Source organism: Okeania sp. SIO3I5, assembly GCF_010672085.1.
Classification (GTDB): Bacteria; Cyanobacteriota; Cyanobacteriia; order Cyanobacteriales; family Microcoleaceae; genus Trichodesmium.
Window position 1 is genome coordinate 45,803 of the sequence record NZ_JAAHHT010000005.1, and the last position, 24,634, is coordinate 70,436.

General features: G+C 35.4%; 20 protein-coding genes. 2 read left to right on the top strand and 18 right to left on the bottom strand.

Going from position 1 to position 24,634, the window contains the following annotated elements:
* Positions 1–23 precede the first annotated feature (23 nt).
* The 4 genes from F6K40_RS01920 to F6K40_RS01935 form a co-directional block, all read right to left on the bottom strand.
* A complete protein-coding gene (locus F6K40_RS01920; RefSeq protein ID WP_293130583.1) occupies positions 24–503 on the bottom strand; it encodes a chemotaxis protein CheW in 480 nt (159 codons plus the stop codon).
* Positions 504–735: 232 nt separating this feature from the next.
* On the bottom strand, positions 736–1,104 hold the full coding sequence (locus F6K40_RS01925) for a response regulator transcription factor (RefSeq protein ID WP_293130586.1): 369 nt from the start codon (positions 1,102–1,104) through the stop codon (positions 736–738).
* Between the two features lie 1,044 nt (positions 1,105–2,148).
* Positions 2,149–3,369 carry a response regulator gene (locus F6K40_RS01930; protein ID WP_293130589.1) on the bottom strand — a complete coding sequence of 407 codons (1,221 nt, stop codon included), beginning with the start codon at positions 3,367–3,369 and terminating at the stop codon, positions 2,149–2,151.
* 858 nt (positions 3,370–4,227) lie between these two features.
* Complete coding sequence (locus F6K40_RS01935; protein ID WP_293130592.1) at positions 4,228–4,410, bottom strand: hypothetical protein; 183 nt, start codon at positions 4,408–4,410, stop codon at positions 4,228–4,230.
* 707 nt (positions 4,411–5,117) lie between these two features.
* Here F6K40_RS01935 and F6K40_RS01940 point away from each other — a divergent pair.
* On the top strand, positions 5,118–5,930 hold the full coding sequence (locus tag F6K40_RS01940; RefSeq protein WP_293130595.1) for a PHP domain-containing protein: 813 nt from the start codon (positions 5,118–5,120) through the stop codon (positions 5,928–5,930).
* 477 nt (positions 5,931–6,407) lie between these two features.
* Here the strand turns inward: F6K40_RS01940 and F6K40_RS01945 are convergent, their stop codons facing one another.
* The 5 genes from F6K40_RS01945 to F6K40_RS01965 all read right to left on the bottom strand — a co-directional run bounded on the left by F6K40_RS01945 (position 6,408) and on the right by F6K40_RS01965 (position 15,660).
* The gene (locus tag F6K40_RS01945) at positions 6,408–7,943 is read right to left on the bottom strand and encodes a CPBP family intramembrane glutamic endopeptidase (RefSeq protein ID WP_293130598.1); all 1,536 of its coding nucleotides are present in this window, start codon (positions 7,941–7,943) and stop codon (positions 6,408–6,410) included.
* Between the two features lie 229 nt (positions 7,944–8,172).
* The gene (locus tag F6K40_RS01950) at positions 8,173–8,322 is read right to left on the bottom strand and encodes a hypothetical protein (protein WP_293130601.1); all 150 of its coding nucleotides are present in this window, start codon (positions 8,320–8,322) and stop codon (positions 8,173–8,175) included.
* A gap of 1,063 nt (positions 8,323–9,385) precedes the next feature.
* Positions 9,386–13,513 (bottom strand): response regulator, encoded by a 4,128-nt coding sequence (locus tag F6K40_RS01955; RefSeq protein WP_293130604.1) that lies wholly within the window; start codon positions 13,511–13,513, stop codon positions 9,386–9,388.
* Positions 13,514–13,773: 260 nt separating this feature from the next.
* Complete coding sequence (locus tag F6K40_RS01960; protein ID WP_293130607.1) at positions 13,774–15,150, bottom strand: aminopeptidase P family protein; 1,377 nt, start codon at positions 15,148–15,150, stop codon at positions 13,774–13,776.
* Between the two features lie 336 nt (positions 15,151–15,486).
* Positions 15,487–15,660: a hypothetical protein gene (locus tag F6K40_RS01965; RefSeq protein ID WP_293130610.1), complete on the bottom strand. Its 174-nt coding sequence runs from the start codon at positions 15,658–15,660 to the stop codon at positions 15,487–15,489.
* Positions 15,661–16,302: 642 nt separating this feature from the next.
* On the opposite strand from F6K40_RS01965, the gene F6K40_RS01970 reads away from it, so the two are divergent.
* Entirely contained in the window at positions 16,303–17,379 is a 1,077-nt protein-coding gene (locus F6K40_RS01970; protein ID WP_293130613.1) for an SMP-30/gluconolactonase/LRE family protein, read from the top strand.
* Positions 17,380–17,638: 259 nt separating this feature from the next.
* On the opposite strand, the gene F6K40_RS01975 is transcribed toward F6K40_RS01970, so the two are convergent.
* The 9 genes from F6K40_RS01975 to F6K40_RS02015 form a co-directional block, all read right to left on the bottom strand.
* On the bottom strand, positions 17,639–17,881 hold the full coding sequence (locus tag F6K40_RS01975; protein ID WP_293130616.1) for a putative toxin-antitoxin system toxin component, PIN family: 243 nt from the start codon (positions 17,879–17,881) through the stop codon (positions 17,639–17,641).
* 540 nt (positions 17,882–18,421) lie between these two features.
* Positions 18,422–19,321 carry a Gfo/Idh/MocA family protein gene (locus F6K40_RS01980; protein ID WP_365669815.1) on the bottom strand — a complete coding sequence of 300 codons (900 nt, stop codon included), beginning with the start codon at positions 19,319–19,321 and terminating at the stop codon, positions 18,422–18,424.
* Between the two features lie 12 nt (positions 19,322–19,333).
* Entirely contained in the window at positions 19,334–20,494 is a 1,161-nt protein-coding gene (locus tag F6K40_RS01985) for an RNA-guided endonuclease InsQ/TnpB family protein (RefSeq protein WP_293130618.1), read from the bottom strand.
* Positions 20,495–20,540: 46 nt separating this feature from the next.
* Positions 20,541–20,711 (bottom strand): Gfo/Idh/MocA family oxidoreductase, encoded by a 171-nt coding sequence (locus tag F6K40_RS01990; RefSeq protein WP_293130621.1) that lies wholly within the window; start codon positions 20,709–20,711, stop codon positions 20,541–20,543.
* A 65-nt stretch (positions 20,712–20,776) separates the two neighbouring features.
* Positions 20,777–21,289, bottom strand: a complete 513-nt coding sequence (locus tag F6K40_RS01995; RefSeq protein WP_293130624.1) for a ribbon-helix-helix domain-containing protein — start codon at positions 21,287–21,289, stop codon at positions 20,777–20,779.
* A 40-nt stretch (positions 21,290–21,329) separates the two neighbouring features.
* The gene (locus F6K40_RS02000) at positions 21,330–21,620 is read right to left on the bottom strand and encodes a hypothetical protein (protein WP_293130627.1); all 291 of its coding nucleotides are present in this window, start codon (positions 21,618–21,620) and stop codon (positions 21,330–21,332) included.
* A gap of 177 nt (positions 21,621–21,797) precedes the next feature.
* Complete coding sequence (locus tag F6K40_RS02005) at positions 21,798–22,022, bottom strand: hypothetical protein (RefSeq protein WP_293130630.1); 225 nt, start codon at positions 22,020–22,022, stop codon at positions 21,798–21,800.
* Positions 22,023–22,142: 120 nt separating this feature from the next.
* The gene (locus F6K40_RS02010) at positions 22,143–22,577 is read right to left on the bottom strand and encodes a hypothetical protein (protein WP_293130633.1); all 435 of its coding nucleotides are present in this window, start codon (positions 22,575–22,577) and stop codon (positions 22,143–22,145) included.
* A 20-nt stretch (positions 22,578–22,597) separates the two neighbouring features.
* Positions 22,598–24,595 carry a CAP domain-containing protein gene (locus F6K40_RS02015; protein WP_293130636.1) on the bottom strand — a complete coding sequence of 666 codons (1,998 nt, stop codon included), beginning with the start codon at positions 24,593–24,595 and terminating at the stop codon, positions 22,598–22,600.
* Positions 24,596–24,634: the final 39 nt, after the last annotated feature.

The following is a 24,634-nucleotide window of genomic DNA, read 5'->3' on the forward strand; positions in this document are numbered from 1 at the left end:
CTCCTGTCTCCTGAATTCTCAATTCATTTTTCTATGTATTCGATAATTGCTTCAATATCTAAAATCATCTTTTCTTCTCCTGCTGAATTCGTGCAAGTTCCCTGAATAAATTTTTCAACAAGAGAATTTGTTTTATGATTTTTTGTTGCACTAATTTCTTGGCTTTCAACATCGATTAAGTTACCTACTTTTTGCACTAAAATACCCAGATAACTATCTCGAAATTTTACTTTCACTACCCGAAGTTTTTGCTGATAGTATCCAGTAGAAAGCAAAGGTTCAAAACCCATCAAATAAGCAAGATCGATCGACCAGAGAATTTCTCCTTGCCATTGAAATACTCCTGCAACTACACTTGGCATCCCCGGGATTTGTAAGATTGTTCTGTAATCTAAAGTAATCACTTCATCCAGCTCACGGGTAGACAGTATAACCTCTAAAGTCTTAGTAACTTTTAGAGATATAAATTGTTGATTACTATTTAATAATGGTTGTTTTGCCATTGGCTTTTTTTAACATTTTAGTCATTAAATATAGCTAAGAAAGAATTGGTTAGAACATAAACTGATGATGAATCTCAGACTAGGAAATGTTTTTCCAACTGTTCCCAGTTAAGTGCTATACCTAGTGCAGGATGGCAGAAATAACTGACCAGTTACATGCATCTTAAAAGCCTTACTAACTAATACATTTGAATTTTGAATTTTGAATTTTGAATTCCGCGTAGCGTATTTTTCAAACAACCAATTTTTCTAATGTTGCCACAAGTTCATCTCGATCAACTGGTTTAGTAACATAAGCAGATGCACCCTGCTTCATACCCCACTTTTGATCTATTTTCTCTGATTTACTAGAACAAATAATAATTGGAATATTTGCTGTATTTTCTTGATTTTTTAGTTCTCTACACAAACTATAACCACTTTGACCAGGTAATACAACATCCATTAATATTGCATCAAAATTTTGTTGCACCAAGATAGCTTTAGCTGCTTCTGCTGTAGTTACATTCAAGACATCATATCCTGATTTTTTCAAACAGTCAGTCAGAATAGTAGCTTCTGTTGGACTATCTTCTACGATTAAAACACTTCCCTTTGCCATTGCTTATCTTTCCACTGTCAAAACTAATTTAATAATAATTCCTAATGCTTGCTACTCTTTAATATTTTTCTAAAAGTTTATTTTTCTTCACAAAACCATAGTAATTACTCGGTTATATTTCAGTGAACAACTTTTCTTGCTTCTCTGATTTAATTTTGCTTTTAAGGTTGGTTGATTTAGTAAACTAAAACTAAGTAGCAATATTCTCAGCAAAAGTCAAGTAGGTGATTCAATACTATTTTCTTGAAAGGAGCAAATAGTAGTAGTTTTCTCAATCAAAATTATTTTGATTGTACAATCCCGTCTTTTAATTAGTTATTACACATCTCCATAAAATCGGGAATAAGGAATAGGGAATTAAGAGTAAATAATTAATAATTTCTGTAAGATAATTGATTTTATTTTTGATGATTGAAGATGTTTATAGAAAAGAGGGAATAGAGAATAGTAAATAGGGCATAGAGAATAGTAAATAGGGCATAGGGTATAAGAAGCAAATAATTGATAATTTCTGTACCAATCCGACGACTCCCCCCTATCTAACTTCTCACTTCTCACTTCTGACTTCTGACTTAGTTTACCGAATAATTAAGGTTTAAAGCCTCTCAATTTAAAGGAGAAACAAGAAAAAATTTTCATCATTCGTCAATCTTATTCTTTTCAAGGAGAGGTAATTATTAATTATTAATTATTAATTGTTGAACCTGCCTCTACCATAAATTAAGATTTTCAGAGAACTACCCAAAAATCTAGATAGGTAGTTAAATTTATTAACATATTTTAGTGACCATTTTTTGAATTCAAAATTCACGCATTCAAAGTTCAAAAATTTTGGTTCTAAGTGAATTTCAATAATTGTTTAATTAAGGATTCTTTTTCTCGTTCTTGAGAACGAAAAAATCAAAAATATTTTCCTTATTTCAAGCCTCTGACTTTAGGCAGAGATTATAATGAGCGAATTAATAATTTTGAATTTTGAATTGATTTGACATGAGCAATAGCAATAGCAATATTGACTTATTCTTGAGCAGTTAAAATTTTGGACTACATAGATAAATGTTTTTTAAGAATTTTTAAAATTTCTTCTGGTTTAGCAGGTTTATTCAAAAATTCAGCAGCGCCAATTAATTTAGCCCGACTACGATCTATCAAATTATTCCGACTGGTAAAAATAATTATAGGTATTTTTTCAAATACTGGAGCTTGCCGTAAAAATTGATAAACAGTATAACCATTAACATCAGGCATTTCTAAATCAAGAAAAATTAAATCTGGTTTATTTTTGGCAATTTCCACAAATCCTTTGATTGGATTTTGTATACCAATCAGCTCATATCCAGCAGATATAACAACCTGCTTTAATGTTTCAATAATTACTGCACTATCATCAATACAAGCAATTAATTGCTTTTTTTTAGGTATAGTCTTGTCTGTCTCTTTTGGAGAATTAGCTTTTACTAAAGATGATTGGAAATTCGGTTCTGGTAAATCTGGAATTGTTCGTAATTGTACTAACCCTTTGTTGATTAAGGGAAGTAAAGTATTACTGACAGCTAATACTGATTTTTGTAGCTTGCAGGCAATATCCCACAGAGTTAGATTGCCCTGTAAATATTTACCCCAACCTGATAAAGCTTCTGGAGCAATAGGTTTTTTAGGAACAGGCGCCAGGTTTAGGTTGAAACTTTCAACACCTGCTTTTTGAGATAGATATTGCATATGAGCAATTTTTGTTAAAATTGCTTCTATTTCCCGATAACATAGAGATAAACCCAGGGATAATTCTGATTTACTATTAGGGTTTCCTTCCCACTCATGTGTTAGCTCTGGGTAGGGACTCATGGAAAATAATATTTCTAGGGTGACAGTCCGAATGACTGCTTTTGCTTGAGAAATAGTGATTTGATTTTTGGTAATTCCTTCATACAGGAGTAAATATTCCCAAGGTTTGTCTGGATCTGATAGTAGTTGTGAGGTTATAGGATGCCACTCAGGGCAGTACAATCTAACCCGTCGTTCCCAACGCCTTACTCTGTGGATAGGGCTAGTAGCATAGAGTAATCTACCGTAGAATAGGTTGATTTGTCCTTCTTTGGCCGGACTATTTAATAATACTTTGCCAGTAGCACTTCGTTGGCTCAGTCCATCTAAATATTCGGCTAATTTGATTAATTGTTTGTTACCAGACATTGATTTTAAAGTTCTAACACTAGAACTTGAATAATCCTCAAGTTTTGTATATGTGCTAACATTATTAATGGCCATATATTGTTTGCTGAAAATCAAATTTCCCTACTATACATATTGTTACATTAAAGTTAAGTTTTGTATACAGAAAAAATGTGATTTATATCACATAAATATAGATATAATTTTACTAATAGAAGCAGTGGAGGAAAGTAAGTTACTTAGAGTACAAAAAATGAAACTAAGTTATTAAAAACATACACAATCCTCTATTTACTTATCTTGAAAATATATAACAATATTTTTATACTTCTCAACTTTAAGTTTCCCTGCATTGTAGCAAATATTTCCCTGCATTGTAGGAAATATTTCCCTGCATTGTAGCAAATAAATGTGATAATCAGCCTCAATAAATATAAAAAAAAGTTAATGAATGTGATAACTCTTCTCAAGAGATATAGGCAAATTTTGATAAATATTTACAATAAATAAATAGTTTTACAACAAATAAAGAGTGATTTCAGTCATCAGTTAACCGTACTTTCTACTAAAGTAAAAGGTTTGAAATACTGAATCCTTTTTTTTACCCCCCTTATAGTATTTCTCATGCATGAATGCTATATCTAATTGGGTGGGGAAGTGTGGGGAGTGTGGGGATAAGTAAAAGTAGTTTCAATTCTGATCGTAGCATTACTTTTACTAATTAGTAGTATATTAAATCCCGTGGGCAAAGAGAGATTCTGAAGCGAAGCTAAGGCAATTATGCTGAAGGGTTAGAAGGGTTTGGACAAACTAACTTTTTATAACCAAATTTAGTATTATACTAATTTCCAAGCATTAAGACTATGCTTGGGTAATACTTCAGTTATTAAGTAATTCATACAAACTTTTTTGCCTGCTTTGAGTCACCCTTGTTAATTATTCTGATTTACTTCTCTATAGAACCCCTAAGCATATCTCTAGAAAAAAGGGAGTAGGGGAGCGCTTGTGTAGGCATTGTTCATTCATTGTCTGAGCTAGAATATTTACAACCCTACATTTTTTGAGTCCTGTACGGACTACACTCTCCACACCTCCCACACCTCTCACACCTCCCACACGAACCAACTTCCCAATCATAGATCCCTTCAGGGGTTCTATACTCCTGTTGCATGCAACCTCCCTATCTCTGACTCTCTGAATCTGCTCAAGAAAATGCAGAAAAGTTTTTGAGAAGTTGTAGGTTTCGCGGGAACGGTAATTTAGGTAAAGTGCCTTCTCAGCAGATTTGCTAAAACTATAGCAATCCTATCTTATCTGTATATAAAAATTTTACCGCTTTTAGGGAACACTTACAGCAGTTTCACGCCCGCGCGTGAGGTACAAAGGTTTTTTTGTTAAAAGCTGGAAACCTGTTAGTAATGAGTGGAAGTTCAACCTTCCAGGTTGTGGAGGTCTTGAAGGCTATGTTACACTGTACCTCACGCTCCTCATGCATTGCTGTAACTGGGAATAGATGGGAATTTTGGCTTTTTTATCTACTTTTTGATTACCCGCAACATAAGCGCGGATTGCTATACCTTTTTGAAATTTGGTACGATGTTGATATTATAAATATTTAACTAGCTATTAGCTATTAGCTATCAGCTATCACCCTAAAAATTTGTGCTTACAGCGCTTTTCAGTTGAGTAGACCACTAAATTCATTGTTAGGAGTCAGGAGTCAGGAGTCAGGAGTCAGGAGTCAAGAGTTAGGAGTCAAGAGTAAGTATCATTGTGGTTTATTCATATGAAAACCGCTGTAAATTATTAAAACTGTTAACTTAATTAATGTTAAAAAAAAACTTATGTTAGAACTCCACTGTCACACTACTTACTCCGACGGGACTTTAACTCCTACAGAATTGGTTAGAAAAGCAGCAAGTTGCGGGGTGCAAGCATTAGCAATAACAGATCACGATACATTATCTGGTTGTGATGAAGCAATTAATATTGCTTCTGACTACAACATAGAAATAGTACCTGGTGTAGAATTAAGCACAGTTCATAATAATTGTTCGCTTCATATTCTGGGGTTTTATCCAGATGCTAATAAGTTAGTCACGCCGTTGAGCGATCGCATTGCAGGTAGATATCGACGCGCCCAGTTGATAGTAGAAAACTTAGCTAAGTTGGGGTATCCGATTGAGTTGCCGAAAATTGAGGGGGGAATAGCACCAGGAAGACCACATATTGCTATGGCACTGGTTAAAGCGGGTTATGTGCAATCCCCTCAAGAAGCTTTTGATCGTTGGTTGGGGGATGATAAACCTGCTTATGTTGATTATGAGAAGTTTTCTATAGTTGAAGGAATTAATTTACTGCGTAGTTGTGGGGCGGTTCCTGTTTGGGCACATTCTTATCTATTCCGTGGGGGAAAAGTGGAAGAAGTATTGCTGGAAATGGTAGAAGCAGGTTTGATGGGATTAGAGGTTTTTCATCCCTGTCACTCTCCGACTCAAGTGCAAAATTTAAAAGAGTTGTGCAAAAATTATGGGTTATTGATGACTGGTGGTAGTGACTATCATGGGCCAAATAGTCAGGGAAAAGAGAAAACTACTCTAAATATGCTGAATTTACCCATGGAGTTGCTTGCACCGATCAAGCAAGCTGCTTTGTGAACTCAGAACTTAGAAGTTAGAACTCAGAAGTTACATTTGCAGCTTTCTGGACTCAGAACTCAGAAGTCATATCAAATCCGGTAGTGTCGGTATAAAAAAGTAAAGAAACCGGGGAAAGTATCAAATACGCTAAAATACTCAACCACATTCCGCACCACAAAATGTAATATATAAGCAGGAGTCAGGAGACAGAATTCAGGAGACAGAATTCAGGAGAAAATCATAGCTGCCATGATTGAGTAATCAATAGTCGTAGGGGCTTTCCGGCCGGAAAGCCCCTACTTAATTTTTGACTCGTAATTTGATCAACGAAAAAAGTAATTGAGATCATTTGCATAGTATAAATACCATTGAGAGCTACGGATTTTATACTAATTTTTATGTTACAAATTGAAGTGCGGAATGTGGGTTGGAGTTACTGATAACTGATAACTGATAACTGAAATGACATTCTGTCTGTGAAACAAGCACTAAATATTAGGAATTTCCACTCCCCAAAAGATACAAACTTAGTAATGTTCCACTATTCCATAAACTATGTAACAAAATAGAAGATAAAAGATTACGAGACCTGGTGTAAACTACTCCTAAAATTATTCCTAAAACTGCTAAAGGTAGCACTTCAGAAATATTCAAATGAGCCAGAGCAAACAAAAAACCACTTGCGATAATTGCTACCCACACAGGCATATATTTTGTCAAAGAAGGTAACAAAAATCCGCGAAACATAATTTCTTCAAAAACTGGTGCAGCGATAGAAGCGGTGATAAAAAATAGAGCTAAAGCTAATCCATCTTGTCCGTTTAAAGCAATAGGTAAAATTGGATTACTGCCACCTTGACCTTGCCATAATTGTTGATTAATTAGAGATATTAAAATTACCATTGGCAAAGCTACAAAATAACCACCTAAACCCCAGAAAAACCAACCACCTCGTAAATCAAATTTAAACCAACCTTCGGGTAAAGGAAAAAATGATTTTAACGATAAGTACAATACTAAGAAACCACCTAGAGAAAACAAAATATAAGTACCAAGAATATACCCCGCTTGTACTCGCACTCCCATCATTGTAGGTTGCCAATTTGTGAAACTTTTAAAAATCTCTAATCCCAAAGGAATCATAATTTGTCCGACTAAGAAAAAACCTACGACAAATACTTGTATAATTGTTTCACTATCCCAACTTACTTCCCAAGGTAAATCGGCATTTTTTAATAAAAAAGATTCCTTTCCATAAATTAACCATTGTACTCCTAGAAATATCAGTAACCCTACTCCGAATATTAATCCCATTCCAGGTACACCAGCAATAATAGCTAACTTTAATACTGCTTGTTCTGCTATTTCTTGTTCCTGGTTTTGTAGTTCCATTAAAGCTTTTTGTCTTTCCTGTAATTTGTATAATTCTTTTAAAGCTCGATAGCGAAACCATCCATCTAAATTTTGTTGAATTAAAGCTTCTGCATTAGGTAAAATTTTGGCTGGTTTACCCCAAATTTCTGCTAAAACTTTTGCTGTTTCTCCTAAAGATTGATTTGCTGTTTCTGACTCGGTTAAATTTTGCCAACTTTGCCTAGCTTCATTTATTTGATTTGTTTCCGCTTGCAAGATACCAATATTAATATCGAATTCATCAATTAGGCTTTTTAACTGATTAATATTATCGTTTAACTGTTGTATTTCAGCCGATATTGGCTTTTCTAAAAGCAAATTTTTTAATTTATTTTCTTGTTTTTCCAGTTGTTTTTGAGCCGATTCACGAGCATTTTTGTATTGTACTAATCCAGCTTGATCAGAGTCATTACCAATTAAAGCTTTACTAGCTATATTAAAATTTTGGCTGTCTAAGTTTTCAGGTTCCCATTCCCCAGCGTGCAACAATAAATTTGTTTGATATAACTCCAGACGACTTTGAATTTGTGGCTGAGTTACACTACTAATTAAAGAAAAACTAATAAAAGCGATCGCTACAATAGTCAGAATACTTAAAATTAACTTTTTAATTCTCATTTATATCTCCCTAAATAAATATCATTTCACTTGAAAATATGTCACAAATATTTTTTTCCAGAAAAATAAGCTATTAGATGAACTTCTTAAACCTAGAACTTACCAGATTAAACCTATAAATTTTTTCCAGACGCCATAGGTAAAATTTCAGATTTTTCACCCAGAGCAATAAACTGTTATTTCAGAAGTTTTAACTGTTATAGTAAGCTACTGTACTTCCCACCTGTGCTCATCCCCTCCCCCTCCTCCCCATCCTCCCCCTCCTCCCCATCCTCCCCATCCCCCCCCTCCTCCCCATCCTCCCCCTCCTCCCCATCCTCCCCCTCCTCCCCATCCTCCCCCTCCTCCCCATCCTCCCCATCCTCCCCATCCTCCCCATCCTCCCCATCCTCCCTAGTAGGGACATTCCATGGAACGTCCCTACTGTGGTTTACTGAAATGAAAACCGCTGTAAGCGAATCGCCCCTACTGAATATTGATTACTAGTGGACTGTTTCAGCTAAAACTGTGCATTAGATTTTAGGTTGTGGGAAGACAAGGAAGACAAGGAGGACAAGGAAGACAAGGTGGTAAGGGAGAAAAAAGCCTATTGCATCATTTAAGATGAAACAGTCCACTAGAAACAGAATCGAATTATTTCATAGTCAAAAATGATCATAACAGCTTTTTCTACTGACTACTGAACTACTAGAAACAGTTCTAGATATTTGTAGCAAACATTGGCTTTGTTGCATGAAAGTAGCGTTCTCTTTTCATTCATTCCGCAGCTATATCGCTCTTTTTCGCGATTACAGCGGTTTAATGATGAATAAACCACAATCATACTGACTCCGTACGGACGTTGCTTGAGCATTAATGCTAACGTCCCTACATCATTACTCCTTACTCATTACTCATTACTCCTTACTCATTACTCCTATAACAGTTTTGTGGTCTACTCAACTGAAAAGCACTGTATTGATGTTCCATTTATTTATTGTCCAATAGTTATTGCTCTGCTGAGAAAGCGAAAGAGTGCGATCGCGATTATTGATATTTATTTATTGTCCAATAGTTAGGGCAGGCAGCTCGAATCTCAAAACTTTTGCCTGTAAAGGTTTCAGCTTTTTGATTTCAAAGATTGATGTTTGATTTATTTATTGTCCAATAGTTACAGCAGTTTCCGCTCGTTGATGAAGTCAATATGCTTGGATCTTGTGCGGCAGCTATATACTTTCATGCAACAAGGCCGCAAACATTGATAAAATTGGTATTAGGTATTATATCAAATCCGTTTAATTGGACATAAAAAAATCTTCTATCTTCATAACTATGCTCATCTTTATGATTCTTTCTCCTCCTGACTCCTGACTCCTGACTCCTAGCTCCTCCTGAGTATTGATTTTATTTTTAATTTTCACACCTATTTCTATTAATTAAAAAGTACGGTTAAGGAATAACTTTTAACTTTTTACTTTTGGCTTTTGACTTTCGTGAAATGATATTAATTTACTGTATTGGGCGTCAAGTAAAGCTTTGAATTCTGGTGGTTTAGAAGTAAATAAAATATAAAAGTATCCAGACTCTGCAGGTTTATCCAAAACCTTAGCATAAATATCTTCTCCTACTACTTCTGAGTTAGTAGAGGAAAATAAATTAATTTTAATATTAGTAAATACAGAAGGTATAGAGTCTGTTTCTTGTGAATCAGATTTTACTAATGCTCCTTTAGCAGAAAGTTGAACTAAACTACCACCAAATAGGTTTTCTCCAACGTGCTTCCCTTCCAAAATTGTATATTGGGCAGGCATTTGTTCAGTCAAGTCTAAAAATATTTCTTCTTCCTTTTGTAAAAAGATATTATATTCTCCACTAATCCCACCAATATTATAAATATTAACAGGTTGTTTAACTCCTTTTGGTTGTACTAATTTTTGCCCATCAATTCTTAACAGTGACTCTCCTACCTCTTGAAGTGTTGTTTCAGAAATGAGTATTTCACCACCAGTAGAATAAGATTCAATCCGATAAGTTAAGTTAACTTGGTTTCCAACCACGCCATATTTTGTTCGTTTCTCAGAACCAATATTTCCTACTACAACTTCTCCTGTATTAATACCAATTCCCATCTCTAAAGGAACTAAACCCCAAGCTTCCATTTGTTTATTTACAAAGTTCATTGCTTGCTGCATAGCTACAGCACAAGCAATAGCTCTTTTGGCATCATCTTTTCTAGGATTTGGTGCCCCAAATAAAACTAAAATTCCATCACCCATAAATTCATCTATAGTTCCTTGAAAAGACATAATAACATCTGCCATAGAGGAAAGATAAAAATTAAGAATAGTCACAACTTCTTCTGGTGCTAATCTTTCGGAAGTGCTGGTAAAACCTCGGAGATCGGAAGTAAGAATGGTAATTTTTTTCCGTTCGCCACCTAGTTTTAAACCTTCTGGCGTTTCTAGGAGATTAGAAACAACTTCGTCCGTAACATAACGACCAAAAGCTTGACGAATATGTGCTTTTTCTGTGCGGAGTTGTTTAATATTAAGATGTGTCTTAATTCGAGCTAATAATTCTTCTTTCTGAAATGGTTTAGATAAATAATCATTAGCACCTACTTCTAATCCTATGACTAAATCTGAAACTCTATTTTTAGCGGTTAACATCATAATTGGTAGTTGATGAAGCGCCCAGACTTGGCGTACTCTTTTCGTGACTTCATAACCAGTCATACCAGGCATCATTACATCTAATAAAATTAAATCTGGTAGAAAACGCTCGAGAATATCTAAAGCTTCCTGCCCATTATTAGCTTGAACAACTTGATAATTATGCAAAGAAAGTTGATTAGATAATACCATTAAATTTACTGGTTCATCATCAACAATCATAATTTTAAATTCTTCTTCTTGGTTACTTACTTGGTTGCTTAATGGAGTAATAGGATCAGGAGGAAATTGTTGAGGTTGATTTATTTTATTTGAATTAGTTTCATCTAAAATTGATTTGGCTAAATCATCAGTATTCGACAAAGAAATTTGTCTTTTCAGAGAATATTCCGCTGAATTAGTTTCATCTAAAATTGATTTGGCTAAATCATCAGTATTCGACAAAGAAATTTGTCTTTTCAGAGAATATTCCGCTGAATTAGTTTCATCTAAAATTGATTTGGCTAAATCATCAGTATTCGACAAAGAAATTTGTCTTTTCATAGAATATTCCGCTGAATTAGTTTCATCTAAAATTGATTTGGCTAAATCATCAGTATTCGACAAAGAAATTTGTCTTTTCACAGAAGATTCCGCTGAATTAGTTTCATCTAAAGTTGATTTGGCTAAATCATCAGTATTCGACAAAGAGATTTGTCTTTTCATAGAATATTCCGCTGAATTAGTTTCATCTAAAATTGATTTGGCTAAATCATCAGTATTCGACAAAGAAATTTGTCTTTTCAGAGAATATTCCGCTGAATTAGTTTCATCTAAAATTGATTTGGCTAAATCATCAGTATTCGACAAAGAAATTTGTCTTTTCATAGAATATTCCGCACGGGTAGTTTGTGCGGGTTTCTCTGAAATATTTAGAGTAAAAGTAAACTGTGAACCAATACCAGGAATCGATTTAACCCAAATATTGCCACCGTGTAATTCAACTAATTTTTTTGTGATTGGTAAACCTAAACCTGTACCACCATATTGACGCTCTGTAGATCCATCTCCTTGTTCAAAAGATGCAAAAATTGCCTCATGTTTATCTTCAGGGATGCCAATACCAGTGTCGGAGACGGTAATTGCCATTTGTTGGTTGTTATTAACATCAATTAATTCTGCTGAGACTTTGACTAGACCAAAGTCTGTAAATTTGATAGCATTTCCCACCAAATTATGGAGAATTTGTTGAACACGATTTTCATCTGCTGCTGCAGGAGGGAAGTCTGAGGGAATAGCATTAACAAGCTGTAAATCTTTTCCTTGTAACATCATCTGAGAAAAGGTGAAAACTACTTCAGTAACTTCTCGCATACCTACCGAACAAATTCGTAGTTCGATGTTGTGGTGTCGTAGTTTGGAAAAGTCAAGAATATCATTGACTAAGTTTGCTAAACGATATCCACTACCAACAATCATTGATAGATTCTTTTTTTGCACTTCTGAGACATGACCTGTAGCACCATCCATCATGGACTCTGCGATACCAATCATGCCATTGAGTGGGGTACGCAGTTCATGGGATGTGTTTGCTAAAAATTCATCTTTAAGTTGGTCTAGGTGCTGCAACTGCTGATTTTTTCTTTCTAGATTACTAAATGATTCTGCTAACTGTTTTGTCATTGTATTAAAAGATTCAGCTAAAATAACTAATTCTTTGACTCCTTGAATTGGTAAATTTTGATTTAATTCTCCATGAGAAATTGCGCAAGCAGCTGCTGATAATTTTTTGATCGGTTTAGTTACCCACTTTACTATTAATAGTCCTAAAACTAAAGCTACTGCTAATGCTAGAAAACATAGTTGAATAGTTGAAGCAGTATTAGCATTTATTTGTTCCATAAACTCATTTTCTGGGATGACTACTACTGTCAACCAATTCAGACCATAATTATCAGCATAGGGTGAAACTTGTATAAATATTCGATCGCCATTGATCATAAAATCTAGTTGTTTTATGGTGTCAATTTGACTGAGGTTTTTGTATTGCTTTGTTAAATATTGTGTTGCTGATCTTATTAATTGACTATTACTATCTACTGCTTTTTGAATTCCTAATCTATCTTTATTTTCTAATTTTACTTTGGCAATGGAACTTGCTATTAGAATACCTGTTGTGTCTAAAATAAAAGCTTCTCCTGTATCACCAATTTCTAGAGTTTTTAGGAATTGACTTAGTTCTTGAGACAAGTACATATCGACACCACATACTGCTTTGAGATTATTTTGCCCATCATATACTGGCAAAGCAGCAGTAATTATAGGTTCTCCACTGCTAAAGTCTTCGTAAATTTTACTCCATGTACCTTTACCTGCTTTAACAGCTGCTTTATACCAGGGACGATTTCGAGAATCATATTTTTTAGAGTTTTCTATAACTACATTTGTAATATTACCTTGGCTGTCTAGAGCATATTCATCACGGAAAAAATAAGTCCATTCATTACTCAAAGCTAACCACAAAGTATCATTTTTTCCTAGTCTTGTTATTCCGATAAATTCACCTTGTTGAGGACTGCCGCAATAAATCCATTGAAGTGACTTAAAAAAATTCATTTGTTGCCAAAAAAAACCTTGACCTCGGGCTGGAAATATAGTTAGATTGTCTTCCTTGACAGCATAAGCATTTAATTGATTAATTAAATGAGGAGTTTGTAAATAGTTATCTACTTGCTCATGGATATGGGCAGCAACTTCTTTTCTTAATGCAGTAGCTAGCTTATTAATAGCTTTCTGTCCATTGCGAAAAGATAACCATCCTATTAATCCGACTACAATTGATATTTGTAATAGGAAAGGAATAACTAAGACAATCTTTAAAGGTATTTTCCCCACAAAGTTTGTCTTTTTATTTAATTGCCTGAGTGATTTTCTTGTCATGGAAACCAACCCTGAATAATAGCCAATTTTTTGTTATGTAAGTATTCAGACGTCAGCTAACAGCTATCAGCTTATAACCGTTTGAATTGTATGGTTTGAGAACTCAAATTCTTTGTTCTTGTGCTTCAATTTATGGGTTAAAAATGTGATATAAGATAAACGAATTCTTGCTTTATTCATTTTTTGGCTGAGAGCTGACTACTAATAGCTGAATGCTTACTTTGTTATTATACTACGATTTTCAAAAGAATGTTGAATCTTTACACTAAATTTTCAATTGCATCTGTATTAGTTGGTAATTCTTGAGTCAAAATTTCAGCACCTTTTGTGGTAACTAAAACGTCATCTTCAATCCTAATACCTCGAACATCGGAAAAATATTCTAGCTTTTCCCAATTGACAATATTCTGATATTTTTGTTGCATTTCTAAGTCATTTAAAATTGCTGGAACTTGATAAAAACCAGGTTCAATTGTAACTATCATTCCGGGAATTAAAGGTCGATTTAATCGCAAAAAACCTAAACCAAAACGACTACTACGTTCCCGACCTATTTCATATCCTGCTAAATCTCCTAAATCTTCCATATCGTGTACATCTAAACCTAATAAATGACCGACTCCGTGGGGAAAAAATAAGGCATGAGCATCCATTTCTACTAAGTCTTCTGGTTTTCCTTTTAAAATTTCTAAATCTACTAATCCTTCAGCAATAACTTGAGCTGCTAATAAATGAATATCTAAATATTCTACACCTGGTTTAATTTGAGAAATGCAGCGATCATGGGCAGCTAAAACTACATCATAAATATCTTTTTGTGTGGGAGAAAATTTACCAGAAACCGGCCAAGTTCGAGTCACATCACTTGCCCAACCTAAAGTTGTTTCTGCTCCCACATCTGCTAATAGTAAATCTCCTGTTTGTAGAGGATGATAATATTCTCCATTGTGCAAAACTTCCCCATGTACAGTCACAATACTAGGGTAAGCACAAGTCATGTTATGAGAAATAATAATACTCTCCATTGCAGCGCGGATATTTGCTTCAAATTTAGCATTTTTTGTGGCTGCCATTCCTGCTTTATGCGCTTCTACTGTTACTGCTGCTGCTTGTTTGATTTCTGTTAAAGCTGTATCATCATGGCTAAGTCTTAAAGAGATAATTGCTTGAGTTAATTCTAAGTCAATTTCTTGAGGTTTATTAGAAGGAAAAATATCGCGATTTAAAATCTGAGATTGTGTAATTTTAGTAGTGGGGTTTTGTACAGAAATAGTTGCTGAATTTTGGGCGTGGGATTTTAATTCTGACATCGGAAAAGCAGCATCAGCACCTATAATTTCTGCGAGGCGATCGCGTGTTGGTATTTCTCCATGCCAAAGTAGATTACTTGGCGGTGGATTATCCATAAATAGTGCTAATTTTCCTGCTTCTAAACGGATAGCAGCATCTTCAATAGGTAGGCCAGCAAAATAAAGAAAATGACTGCTAGAACGGAAGGGAAAAGTATTAAGTGGAAAGTTCCGGATACTAGGACTTCCCGACCAAAGTATGGCTGGAAAATTAATTAAGTTAGTTAATTTTTCTCGTCGGTTACGGAGTGTTGTGGATAGAGAAGTATGATTAGTTGGAATTTGCATGGTAGTTATTTATTGAGTAATTACTGATAGTTACTAGGAACTTTTCTTAACGAAGTTAGAAGTCAGAAGTCAACCCACCCCTAACCCCTCCCAGGAGGGGCAGTTAGAAGTTATTTTTGTAACGGGGATTTGAGCCCCGCTCCAAAAATATTTTGCCAATCAAGGCGGGATTTTAGACCCTATTATTTTGATAAAAATTCTACCCTAAAAAGCTGTTTTTAAACTCATAAAAACCTCTCTCCAAACCTCTCTCCTGCTTTTGAGAGAGGCTTTGAAACCCCCATTCCCTATTCCCCCTTTCAAAGCTATGCTTTATAAACAAACATCTTTCTCTTTTCATAAAACTTGACAACATAGACAAGTTATGTTGAAGTCTTGAATCGGCTTTTTCAGGAGAAAAGAGTATTTTTCAATACACTTTTTTATGAATGTAGACAGAATTCTTCCTCCCCCCTCCTCCCCATCCTCCCCATTCTCCCCATCCTCCCCATTCTCCCACAAGGGTTTCAAGAGTTCCTTATAAGGGATAGCGCATCATCGGGGGGCAGGGGGGATAGGAATGGGGCAGGGGAATTTTTAGGATTCATCGGTTCTATGCAATACTTCTCAAACAACTTCTAAGTAGTAGGAGTTTAGTATCTAAAACCTGAATTTAAGCAATACAAGCATTTTGCCACAGATACACGGAAAATTAAATTTTTTGACTAAAACCCTATGAAGAACTGATAGGATTTCTCCATGAATTTGTACTTAATAAGAATAGTTAGTCATGACTTACGCAAAGAAACCCGGTTTCTACCGTAAATCATTGTTTTTGACAATAAGCATCTACGAGAAACCGGGTTTCTGGGTTCGTCTGCGTAAGTCCTGTTAGTGTAATAAACTCTGAGCAATAATTGCACCAAATTTCAGACAAATGAGCTACAAAGAGCGAATAGTAAAATTTTTAAACCATTGTTACAAAGAAATGGTATAATCACCCTTCAACTCATTTTAATAGACTTGAACTATACACCTCTAAAATTCTTTTCTAGGGGGATGGAGCTACAGTTATTTTTATTTTTTTCTACTCTCTATTTCGTACTCCCTAAAATGGTAAAATATAGAGTCTATCCAAATATAACCTCAATCAAAATTAACCACAAAAATCAAATGTCAAATAGAAAATTTTGGATTGTTAGTTCGACTATTTTATTAGTAGCAGTAGTGACTATCTTTGCCCCTGGTATTACTCAAGAAATAAATCATGGAAGTATTGTCTGTAAAAATAATTGTTTCCAATCAATTCAAGTTAGCTCAATAGAAAATTTACAAGAAATTATTGGGAAAGATGCACAGATAGAAAAAGTAGCCGAAGGTTTCAAATTTATTGAAGGTCCTGTTTGGCATCCAAAAGGTTTTTTACTATTTAGTGATATTCCTGAAAATACAATTTATCAATGGCAACCTAATCAAGAAGTCAAGATATTTCGTAATCCTTCTGGAAATGCTAATGGTAATACACTAGATTTAGAAGGAAGATTAATTACTGGCGAACATAGTAATCGTCGAGTATCGCGAACTGAAAAAGATGGAAAAATAGTGACAATTGTTGATGAATATAACGGTAAACGTCTGAATAGTCCGAATGATTTAGTTGTCAAATCAGATGGTAGTATTTATTTTACTGACCCTCCTTATGGGATTAAATCAGAACAAGAAGAATTAGGTTTTTATGGTGTTTATCGAATTGCACCAGATGGTAAATTAACTCTATTAATTGATGATTTTGTTCGCCCTAATGGTATTGCTCTTTCTCCTGATGAAACCAAACTTTATGTTAATGATTCTGAAAAAGGTCATATTCGTATTTTTGATATTAAGTCAGATGGAACTCTAGAAAATGGAAGAATTTTTGCTGAATTAAAAGACCCGAATAAAAGAGGTGTTCCTGATGGAATGAAAGTAGATTTACAGGGAAATATTTATAGCACCGGACCAGGAGGAGTTTGGGTTTTTTCTGCGTCGGGAAAATTGCTAGGAATTATTGCTGTACCGGAGAAAGTTGCTAATTTAGCATGGGGAAATAATGACTATAAAACTCTTTATTTAACTGCTAGTAAAAGTCTGTACAGAATTAATCTTAAAGTTACTGGAGTTAAACCGTTTCACGGAAGTCAGAAGTCAGTAGGGGCAAATGGCCATTCACCCGTACAAGTTAGATTTGATAGGCTAAAAACTTTGATATGACAACAGTTTCAGGCAATTATTTGACTTTTAAAGTTTGAAACTATTTATAACATCCTTAAAGTGAATTGGTATTATACCTGGTCAAATGAAGTAGCTAGGTGAGCAACATATCCGAACTTTTTGCTTGTGTATGACATCCTTTTAATGCCAGAATAGATACAACTAAATAGCTATCTGCATCCTTTTCAAGAATTACATTCAAATATTTTCTCATTCCTTATTTTTACCCGTTCAATTTTCATGTTTTTGGAATTTTATTTCATAAAAAACTATTTAAAAACTGACTCGGTGTAACAATCAAAATATCTCGAAAAGGATGCAAATCTAATAAATCTTTGTCTCCTGTGATAATATGAGTGGCATTTCCAGAAATGGCTAATTCTAAGAATTTATTATCTTTAGGATATCGAAAAATCTCAATTTTTTCAGTAATATTAATTGTCTCTACCTTGTTTCTTAGAGCAGAAATAAATTGTAGTCTTTTGAAATAAATACTTGTCAAATTTTTTACGAATTAAGGTTTGAGATATTTCTTGATAGGTATTCTCAGAAATTAACATAATTTCTTGCTTTGGAGTGTTATAAGAAACCGGGTTTGTCGGAGTTAGATATTATACACTGAGGCATTTAAAACAAACATAGTTTCTTGCTTCGGAGTGTTATAAGAAACCGGGTTTGTCGGAGGTAGATATTACACACTGAGGCATTTAAAACAAACATAGTTTCTTGCTTCGGAGTGTTATAAGAAACCGGGTTTGTCGGAGTTAGATATTATACACTGAGGCATTTAAAACAAACCCGGTTTCTGCGCTGTTTTATACTGATACTACTGGTTCTGCTGCTCGGTACCCTTTGGCAATTTCAGGGTCAACTTGAATGGTAATATTTTCCATGATAAATTAAAGTTAGTTAATCTATTTTAGAAGTTGATGAAGATAACAAGATTCCACTAATTGAAAGGGGAGGCTAATAAAGCTAAGTTATTGAATTATTGAATTATCAATTATTTCGTAATTCCTGAGAATGAAAACAAAATTAATAACTAAACACAACGATAAAGCTCATCTAATAAGGCTTGAGTTTTTTCACTAACTTGACAATAATTTGTTGCCGAATTAGCAACACCATTGAACACCAAATCAGCAAAATTTTCGACCATTTTTACCTGAGAACTTTGCTCACTTTTTACCTCAATAAATTTGAAATCCGCACGGGTATCTAGACCATTTTTGAGATAAAAACCAGCCTTGAGATCAGGATTTTTAAAGACAGAACTATTCACCCAATCTAACACAAAATCATCTAGGGTAATAATACCTTTTGTGCCAATTAAGACTAAATCCATCGTTACCGCACCTGAGGTATATCCTGCATCCCAAGTCGAGGTACTGTCATCATCAAAAGCCAGCATACCACAAGCACGAACGATCGCCCCAGTTTTGGCATCTCGTTCAACTTTAGCTGAAGTTTGGCTTAGATTAATGTTAGGAGCTAAAAATTCAACTGTTGCCCGCATATTATACCAACCCAAGTCCCCTAAAGCCCCCGTTGGCTCCAATTCTTGATTCAAACGAATATTATTGCGATCGCTAACAGGAAAATAGAAAGCACTTCGTATCGCTTGAATCTTACCAATGCTTTCCTCCATAGTTTCCTTAATAGTTGCAATCCTGGGATGATGAACAAAATGGGTTGCATCCATAAACAAAACTTGATTTTCCCTACAAGCTACAGTAATCTTTTGCAAAGACTCTAACGTCACAAAGGGTTTATCCACTAAAACGTGCTTTTTGCTTTGTGCAGCTACCACAGCAATTTCTTCTTTTAAGGCAGTAGGAGTCGCGATATAAATTGCATCCACCCCAGAATCAGCGATTAAATCCTGCCAACTGTCAAACCCTTTAACATCCGTTCTTAGAAACCTATGATTATCTATATAAATCTATGATTTTCTCTAAATAACCTGTTCTATTCCTGCTTCGCTCCTGGCAACGTCGGCGTTATCCAGTCCACAGGCTGTCACGGTCGAACTGACCGCCATAGCTAAATTTAACGCTGCATTCAAGTCTCGATCACAACTGAAATTGCAGTGTTCGCAATTAAATACTCTCTCTGACAAAGACAGAGACTCTTTAACAGTTCCACACCTACTGCAAGTCTTAGAACTAGGGAACCATCTATCAACAATAATTAGCTCACAACCGTATAACTCACACTTGTAATCTAACTGTCTGCGAAACTCATAAAAACCCATGTCCGCAACTGCCTTAGCTAGTTTATGGTTAGCCATCATTCCTGATACATTAAGGTCTTCTATTACTATTTGACTGTGGTTTTTAGCCAAATAAGTCGTCAGTTTATGCAATGTATCTTTTCTGATGTTTGCTATTGTGTTGTGTAATTGAGCTATTTTGAGTTGTGCTTCCTTCCAGTTATTAGAAAACTTGACTTTATTTCGGTTCAAGTATTGCAACCGAGAAAGTTTAGCTTCTAACTTTCTATAAGATTTAGCACCAGGAAATACTTCGCCAGTGGATAATGTTGCTAAAGATTTTATGCCTAAATCTACACCAACTACATCTACTGATTTTTCAGTAATTTGAGTTTCTGTATCTGTTTTGAAACTAATAAACCATCTATCAGATGCCTTAGTTATAGTTACAGATTTAGGAGTTACATTATCTGGCAGTATTTCATAAGTTTTAATCCATCCAATTCTTGGTAATTTAATCTGATTAAAACCGACTGTAATTGAACCATCTAAAGTGAAACTATCGTCTCTACCTTTTTTCTTAAATTTAGGTTGACCAGAGACTTTACTAAAGCAACGCTTCCAAGATTCTGACAAATACCTCAAAGCATATTGAGGCGCTGTTTTAGATACTTCATAATACCAACAGTTAAATGGTTTAACCATTGCTACTAAAAGTTTATGCAGGTCGATTGCGCTAGGAAATTTCAGTTTACTATTAGGATTATTAGAATTGTGATTAAGAATGTTTCTAGTTAGCCATAACCCCCAATTATAGGCATGACGAGCTACACCAGCGTGTTTGGCAAGTAAAGTTTTTTGCTGATTATTTGGGTGTAGTTCAGTTTTGAATCCTAGTAGCATTAAATCAAATTATAGATAATCATAGATTATACAAGATAATCATAGATTATGTCAAGCTGTTAATTACCCCGAATTGTTGCCCAAATTCCTGTGCCCGAGAGATGGAACGACTAGCCACTCCGACTAAAGCACAGTTTTTGGCATCAACTAATGCTTCGGCAATCACCCTGGCAATAAATCCCGTTCCCACAATACCAAATCGTAATGTATTTGTCATATATAGTCTCCTTAGTTAGATGATGAATTTAGCTGATTCAGATATTATCTAAAATAACTCGTAATCTACTCATCTGGCAATAATTCTTCTAAAATTTCAGGTGTTAAACCGTTTTCTTCTGCTTCTTGACGAATTTGTTGGACAGTTTCTGCAAAACTTGTATTTTTGAAAAGTTCTGTATTAAGAATTGATTCTAAAATCTCTGGAGTCATTCCATTAGAAATTGCTTGTTCACTCCCTTCTTCCATAATATCTAAGAGTGGTTTTTGACTAACCGCTGTTTTCAGCATTAGGTTAAGAAACATTTGGATTTTTTGCTGTTTTTCTGGTTCTGCTTCTCGGTAGGATTTAGCAATTTCCGGGTCAACTGTCCATAATAGTTCTTCTGTTTTAGAAGATAAATCCGATCTTCCACTTGAACCCATTCCTAATGATTTGGGTAATTTTTGAGTTTTTTTAGTAAGATAATTGGAGATTAATTCTTGGATAATTTCAGGAATAGATTTTCCTGTTTGAACGGCTACTTTGTGTAGGTTAGCTTCAGTTTCTTCTGGTAAATAAATTGTTGTTGGTTTCATTAGTAAAATCTTCAAGAAAAATAGATATTTTAATTATATATCATTCATAGATATAATAGTCATGTTGTTCTGCTCCATTTGTAGGGAGTAGATTAATTTCATCTTCTGTGATATCTTGAATTAAAGATTGTGCTACTTCCCAGATAGGTTTATCGACTTTTTGGCTGGCTTTTTTTTCCAGAGTTTGTAATTCTAATTGGATGGCTTTTTTGAGTTCTGCAAATATTATATCTAGAGAATCTCCTTCAAACTGGCGATCGGTAATTTCTGGGCAAGATGCAGAGTAACCAGATTCTTTTTTTTCTAGGGATATATTGATTTTGTATGGCATTTAAAATTTTTCTCCTATGCACAAGTCAGTTAAACCTATGACTTCTTTCCTCAAACTTTATCGTAACAGGTATTGCCCATAATTTAATTTGGTCGAAAATTGCATTTCCGACCAACTCTTTTTTTACTAAAATTATACTCATCGTTATCTATATAGTATTGAAAGCTTGAGTTTATCTCACTCAAACTTGCCATCAATACTACCAGTATAGAATGTGTACAAGTCGCCTTGAAAAGATTCAATTTTGTCTAAAATAAAATCAATCGAATTCCCTTGCAATAATACTTTTCCACTAGCAGGAAAACCATACTCATCTCTTTCAGTAATGTCTACCACCACCCATTGCTTAGGATACTTTTCTTCAATCTCTCGTATTCTTAGTTCTGGGGATTTTTTAACCATTTTAAGGATTTTTACTACAAGGATTACCAGTAATATTCTACAGTTCAAAACTTAGTAAAAACAAAGTGGGTTTGCTATGGCTTTCTACTCGTCCTAGCAAACCCAAAAATCACTGTGTTATCAGCCAAAAATAAAGCCGCTTCCTTCAGATATTAAGTTACTTACACCTGCAAAAATATCATTATTGTTATTAATCGGGAATCCCAAAAATGAGTCAGATGAATTTTCAAATCCCTGGTTGATTGTCTGTTCTTGTTGATTTATACCAGAGTCAAAATTCATTAACTCCTGGATTTTTACCTTTGCTTGCTCGAATGATTCTTCTACTAATAAATCTTCTTGACTTCCCTGTGGATATTTATTTATATCGAGATAATTTTCTATTTTGTGTGACTCTCTATCTCCTGGGAAGAAAGATTGTATATAATTTCCTGGCCAGCTAGGAAGATTATGTTGGTCTTCAGGAACAGCTATTGCTGGAAAGCTTTTGAGACGGCTAGGAAAATCATCTTCTCTGTTGTCAAGTCTTTTTATTGCTCTTACTATTCGTAACATTCTTTTGATCGAGCATTACTTCATACAATAGTGAAATTATTTGCGGTAGGGGGAGCAAAACCATTATACAAGACTTCAATGGTATTTCCAGGGCTGAGAGTGATTTCACTAGAAAAACCAGTATTATTATTAGCGGCTTGGGCTGCCAAATCTGCTGTGCTTAAACCAAAGCTTCTCGAAACCTGAATTACATCATTAGCCACATCAAAATTCCAGATGCGGTCGCTACCGCTGCCAGCATCAAAAACAAATGTGTCTCGAACGCTCTCGCCCGATCTGCGATCGCCAGTCAGTTCATCATCGCCAGGACCACCAATAAAAGTGTCATTACCCTCTGCGCCATAAAGTTGATCGTTACCAGTACCGCCATTGAGCAAGTCATCTCCTGCTAAACCCATCAATTGGTCTTTGCCCGCACCTCCGGTAATAGTATCGTCAAGCTCTTCTCCGAAAATTACGTCGTCTCCTGCAGTCCCTTCAATGGGGGGTGCGGTACTAACGTTAAACGACCAAGAGTGCTTTTGACCATTAGCAGTAATCGATGCTGTATAAGTTTTGCCAGGAAGCAAGGGATCGCGAGAAATCAACACGATCGCATCCCTGGAATCAAGGATTCCGCGAACGAGATTTTTCTCGTAATTGTTAGGATTGGTGTAATTAGTTTCATCAAGGACAACGTGTTCGAGTGAAGTGTTGCCCGTTTTGAAGGAATGGGCAGTAACATTAGGGGTAATGTTTCCACTGCCTAATTGCAAAATAATTGGCAACCCAGTGGGAGCAGTGTATCCCGGAGTGCTAGTTAAGGGATCGGGCCACTCGCTAGTGAATTGACGTATAGAAGCTGGAATGGTTGCGCCATTTGCAGGCCACGCGATCGGAAATTTTACAGAAGATGGTATCTCCCCGAGACCCCGAATCACATCTAGGGTAGCAGCGCTTTGAATACCGCCATCTTCTTCCCGATACATACCGAAACCTACTTGTTCCAACTCAGGATCGAGTATTGCCACTGCATGAAAGGGAGCGGGCATCCAGTCGTCGATCGCCTCTGCATCGCTCATTGTAGTAGTATAATGAGTAGTAACATTGCCGGAACCACCTGCTTCTGCACCTTCTGGAGTGTACCAGGGCTTATTAGGATCTTCGGTATGACCTGTAGTGTCGTTTTTTACCAAATATTTGGAGTGTTTGACGGCATCCGCACTCCATAAGGGATTTTCAGTTACAGGCGGTAAGTTGGCAGTAGCGCGGTAGAAATTAACATAGTCTAACCAGTTGGAAGTTGGTGGTTGAATTGGGGGATTGCTTGGTTTTTTGCCGGGATTGTTTGCTGCTGTCGCTTCTAATGTTAAATTGTAGTCAGTAGCAGCCTTTTTAACTGAATTAACTCGTATATAGTAACTGCTAGCATTGAGAGTGCGGTTAATTTTGTCTGTCTTTTTACCACCCTTGCGAGAATTAGCGATCGCTTTTCCTCGTTTATTGAGCAGTTGCAAATTGGCATTGCCGTCTAATCCATTGAGAACTATTTCGACATCGCTTTTGTCTTGAATTTGAAAGCGGTAGAAATCTTTGGGATCGGATTTGTTTACCAAATCGCTGAAGCTTTTCGTACCGCTGAGATTGCCAATATTACGGGCTTTTTTTCGACTGTTACCTGCATTATCTGGTGCTGCTTGGAGTATAGTAAAGCTTTTTTGCACTGCGGTACTGTAGAAGCCTGATTTGTCAAATACTCTAGCGGCTAACCAGTAAGTGCCTGGTTCGGAAAGATTTTTCAAGTTATAGGTAAACTTTCCTTGAGACGATTTTTTGCGAACGCGGGCAAATTTGCTAATATCGCCGATCTCTTCCCATTCGCTGCTACCAGGACTCCAAAGCAAAAAATCTACTCTATCGAGGTCGTTAAACCCGTTGGCATCTTTTACAGAACCCGTTACTTTTATACGGGTATTGGGAGAGTAACTGTTTTTGTTGGTTTTAAGTTTAAGGTTAGTTGGTGCTGACAAAGTAGCCATAATATTCCTATGAAAAGTTTTAGTTTTCTTGATTTAGAA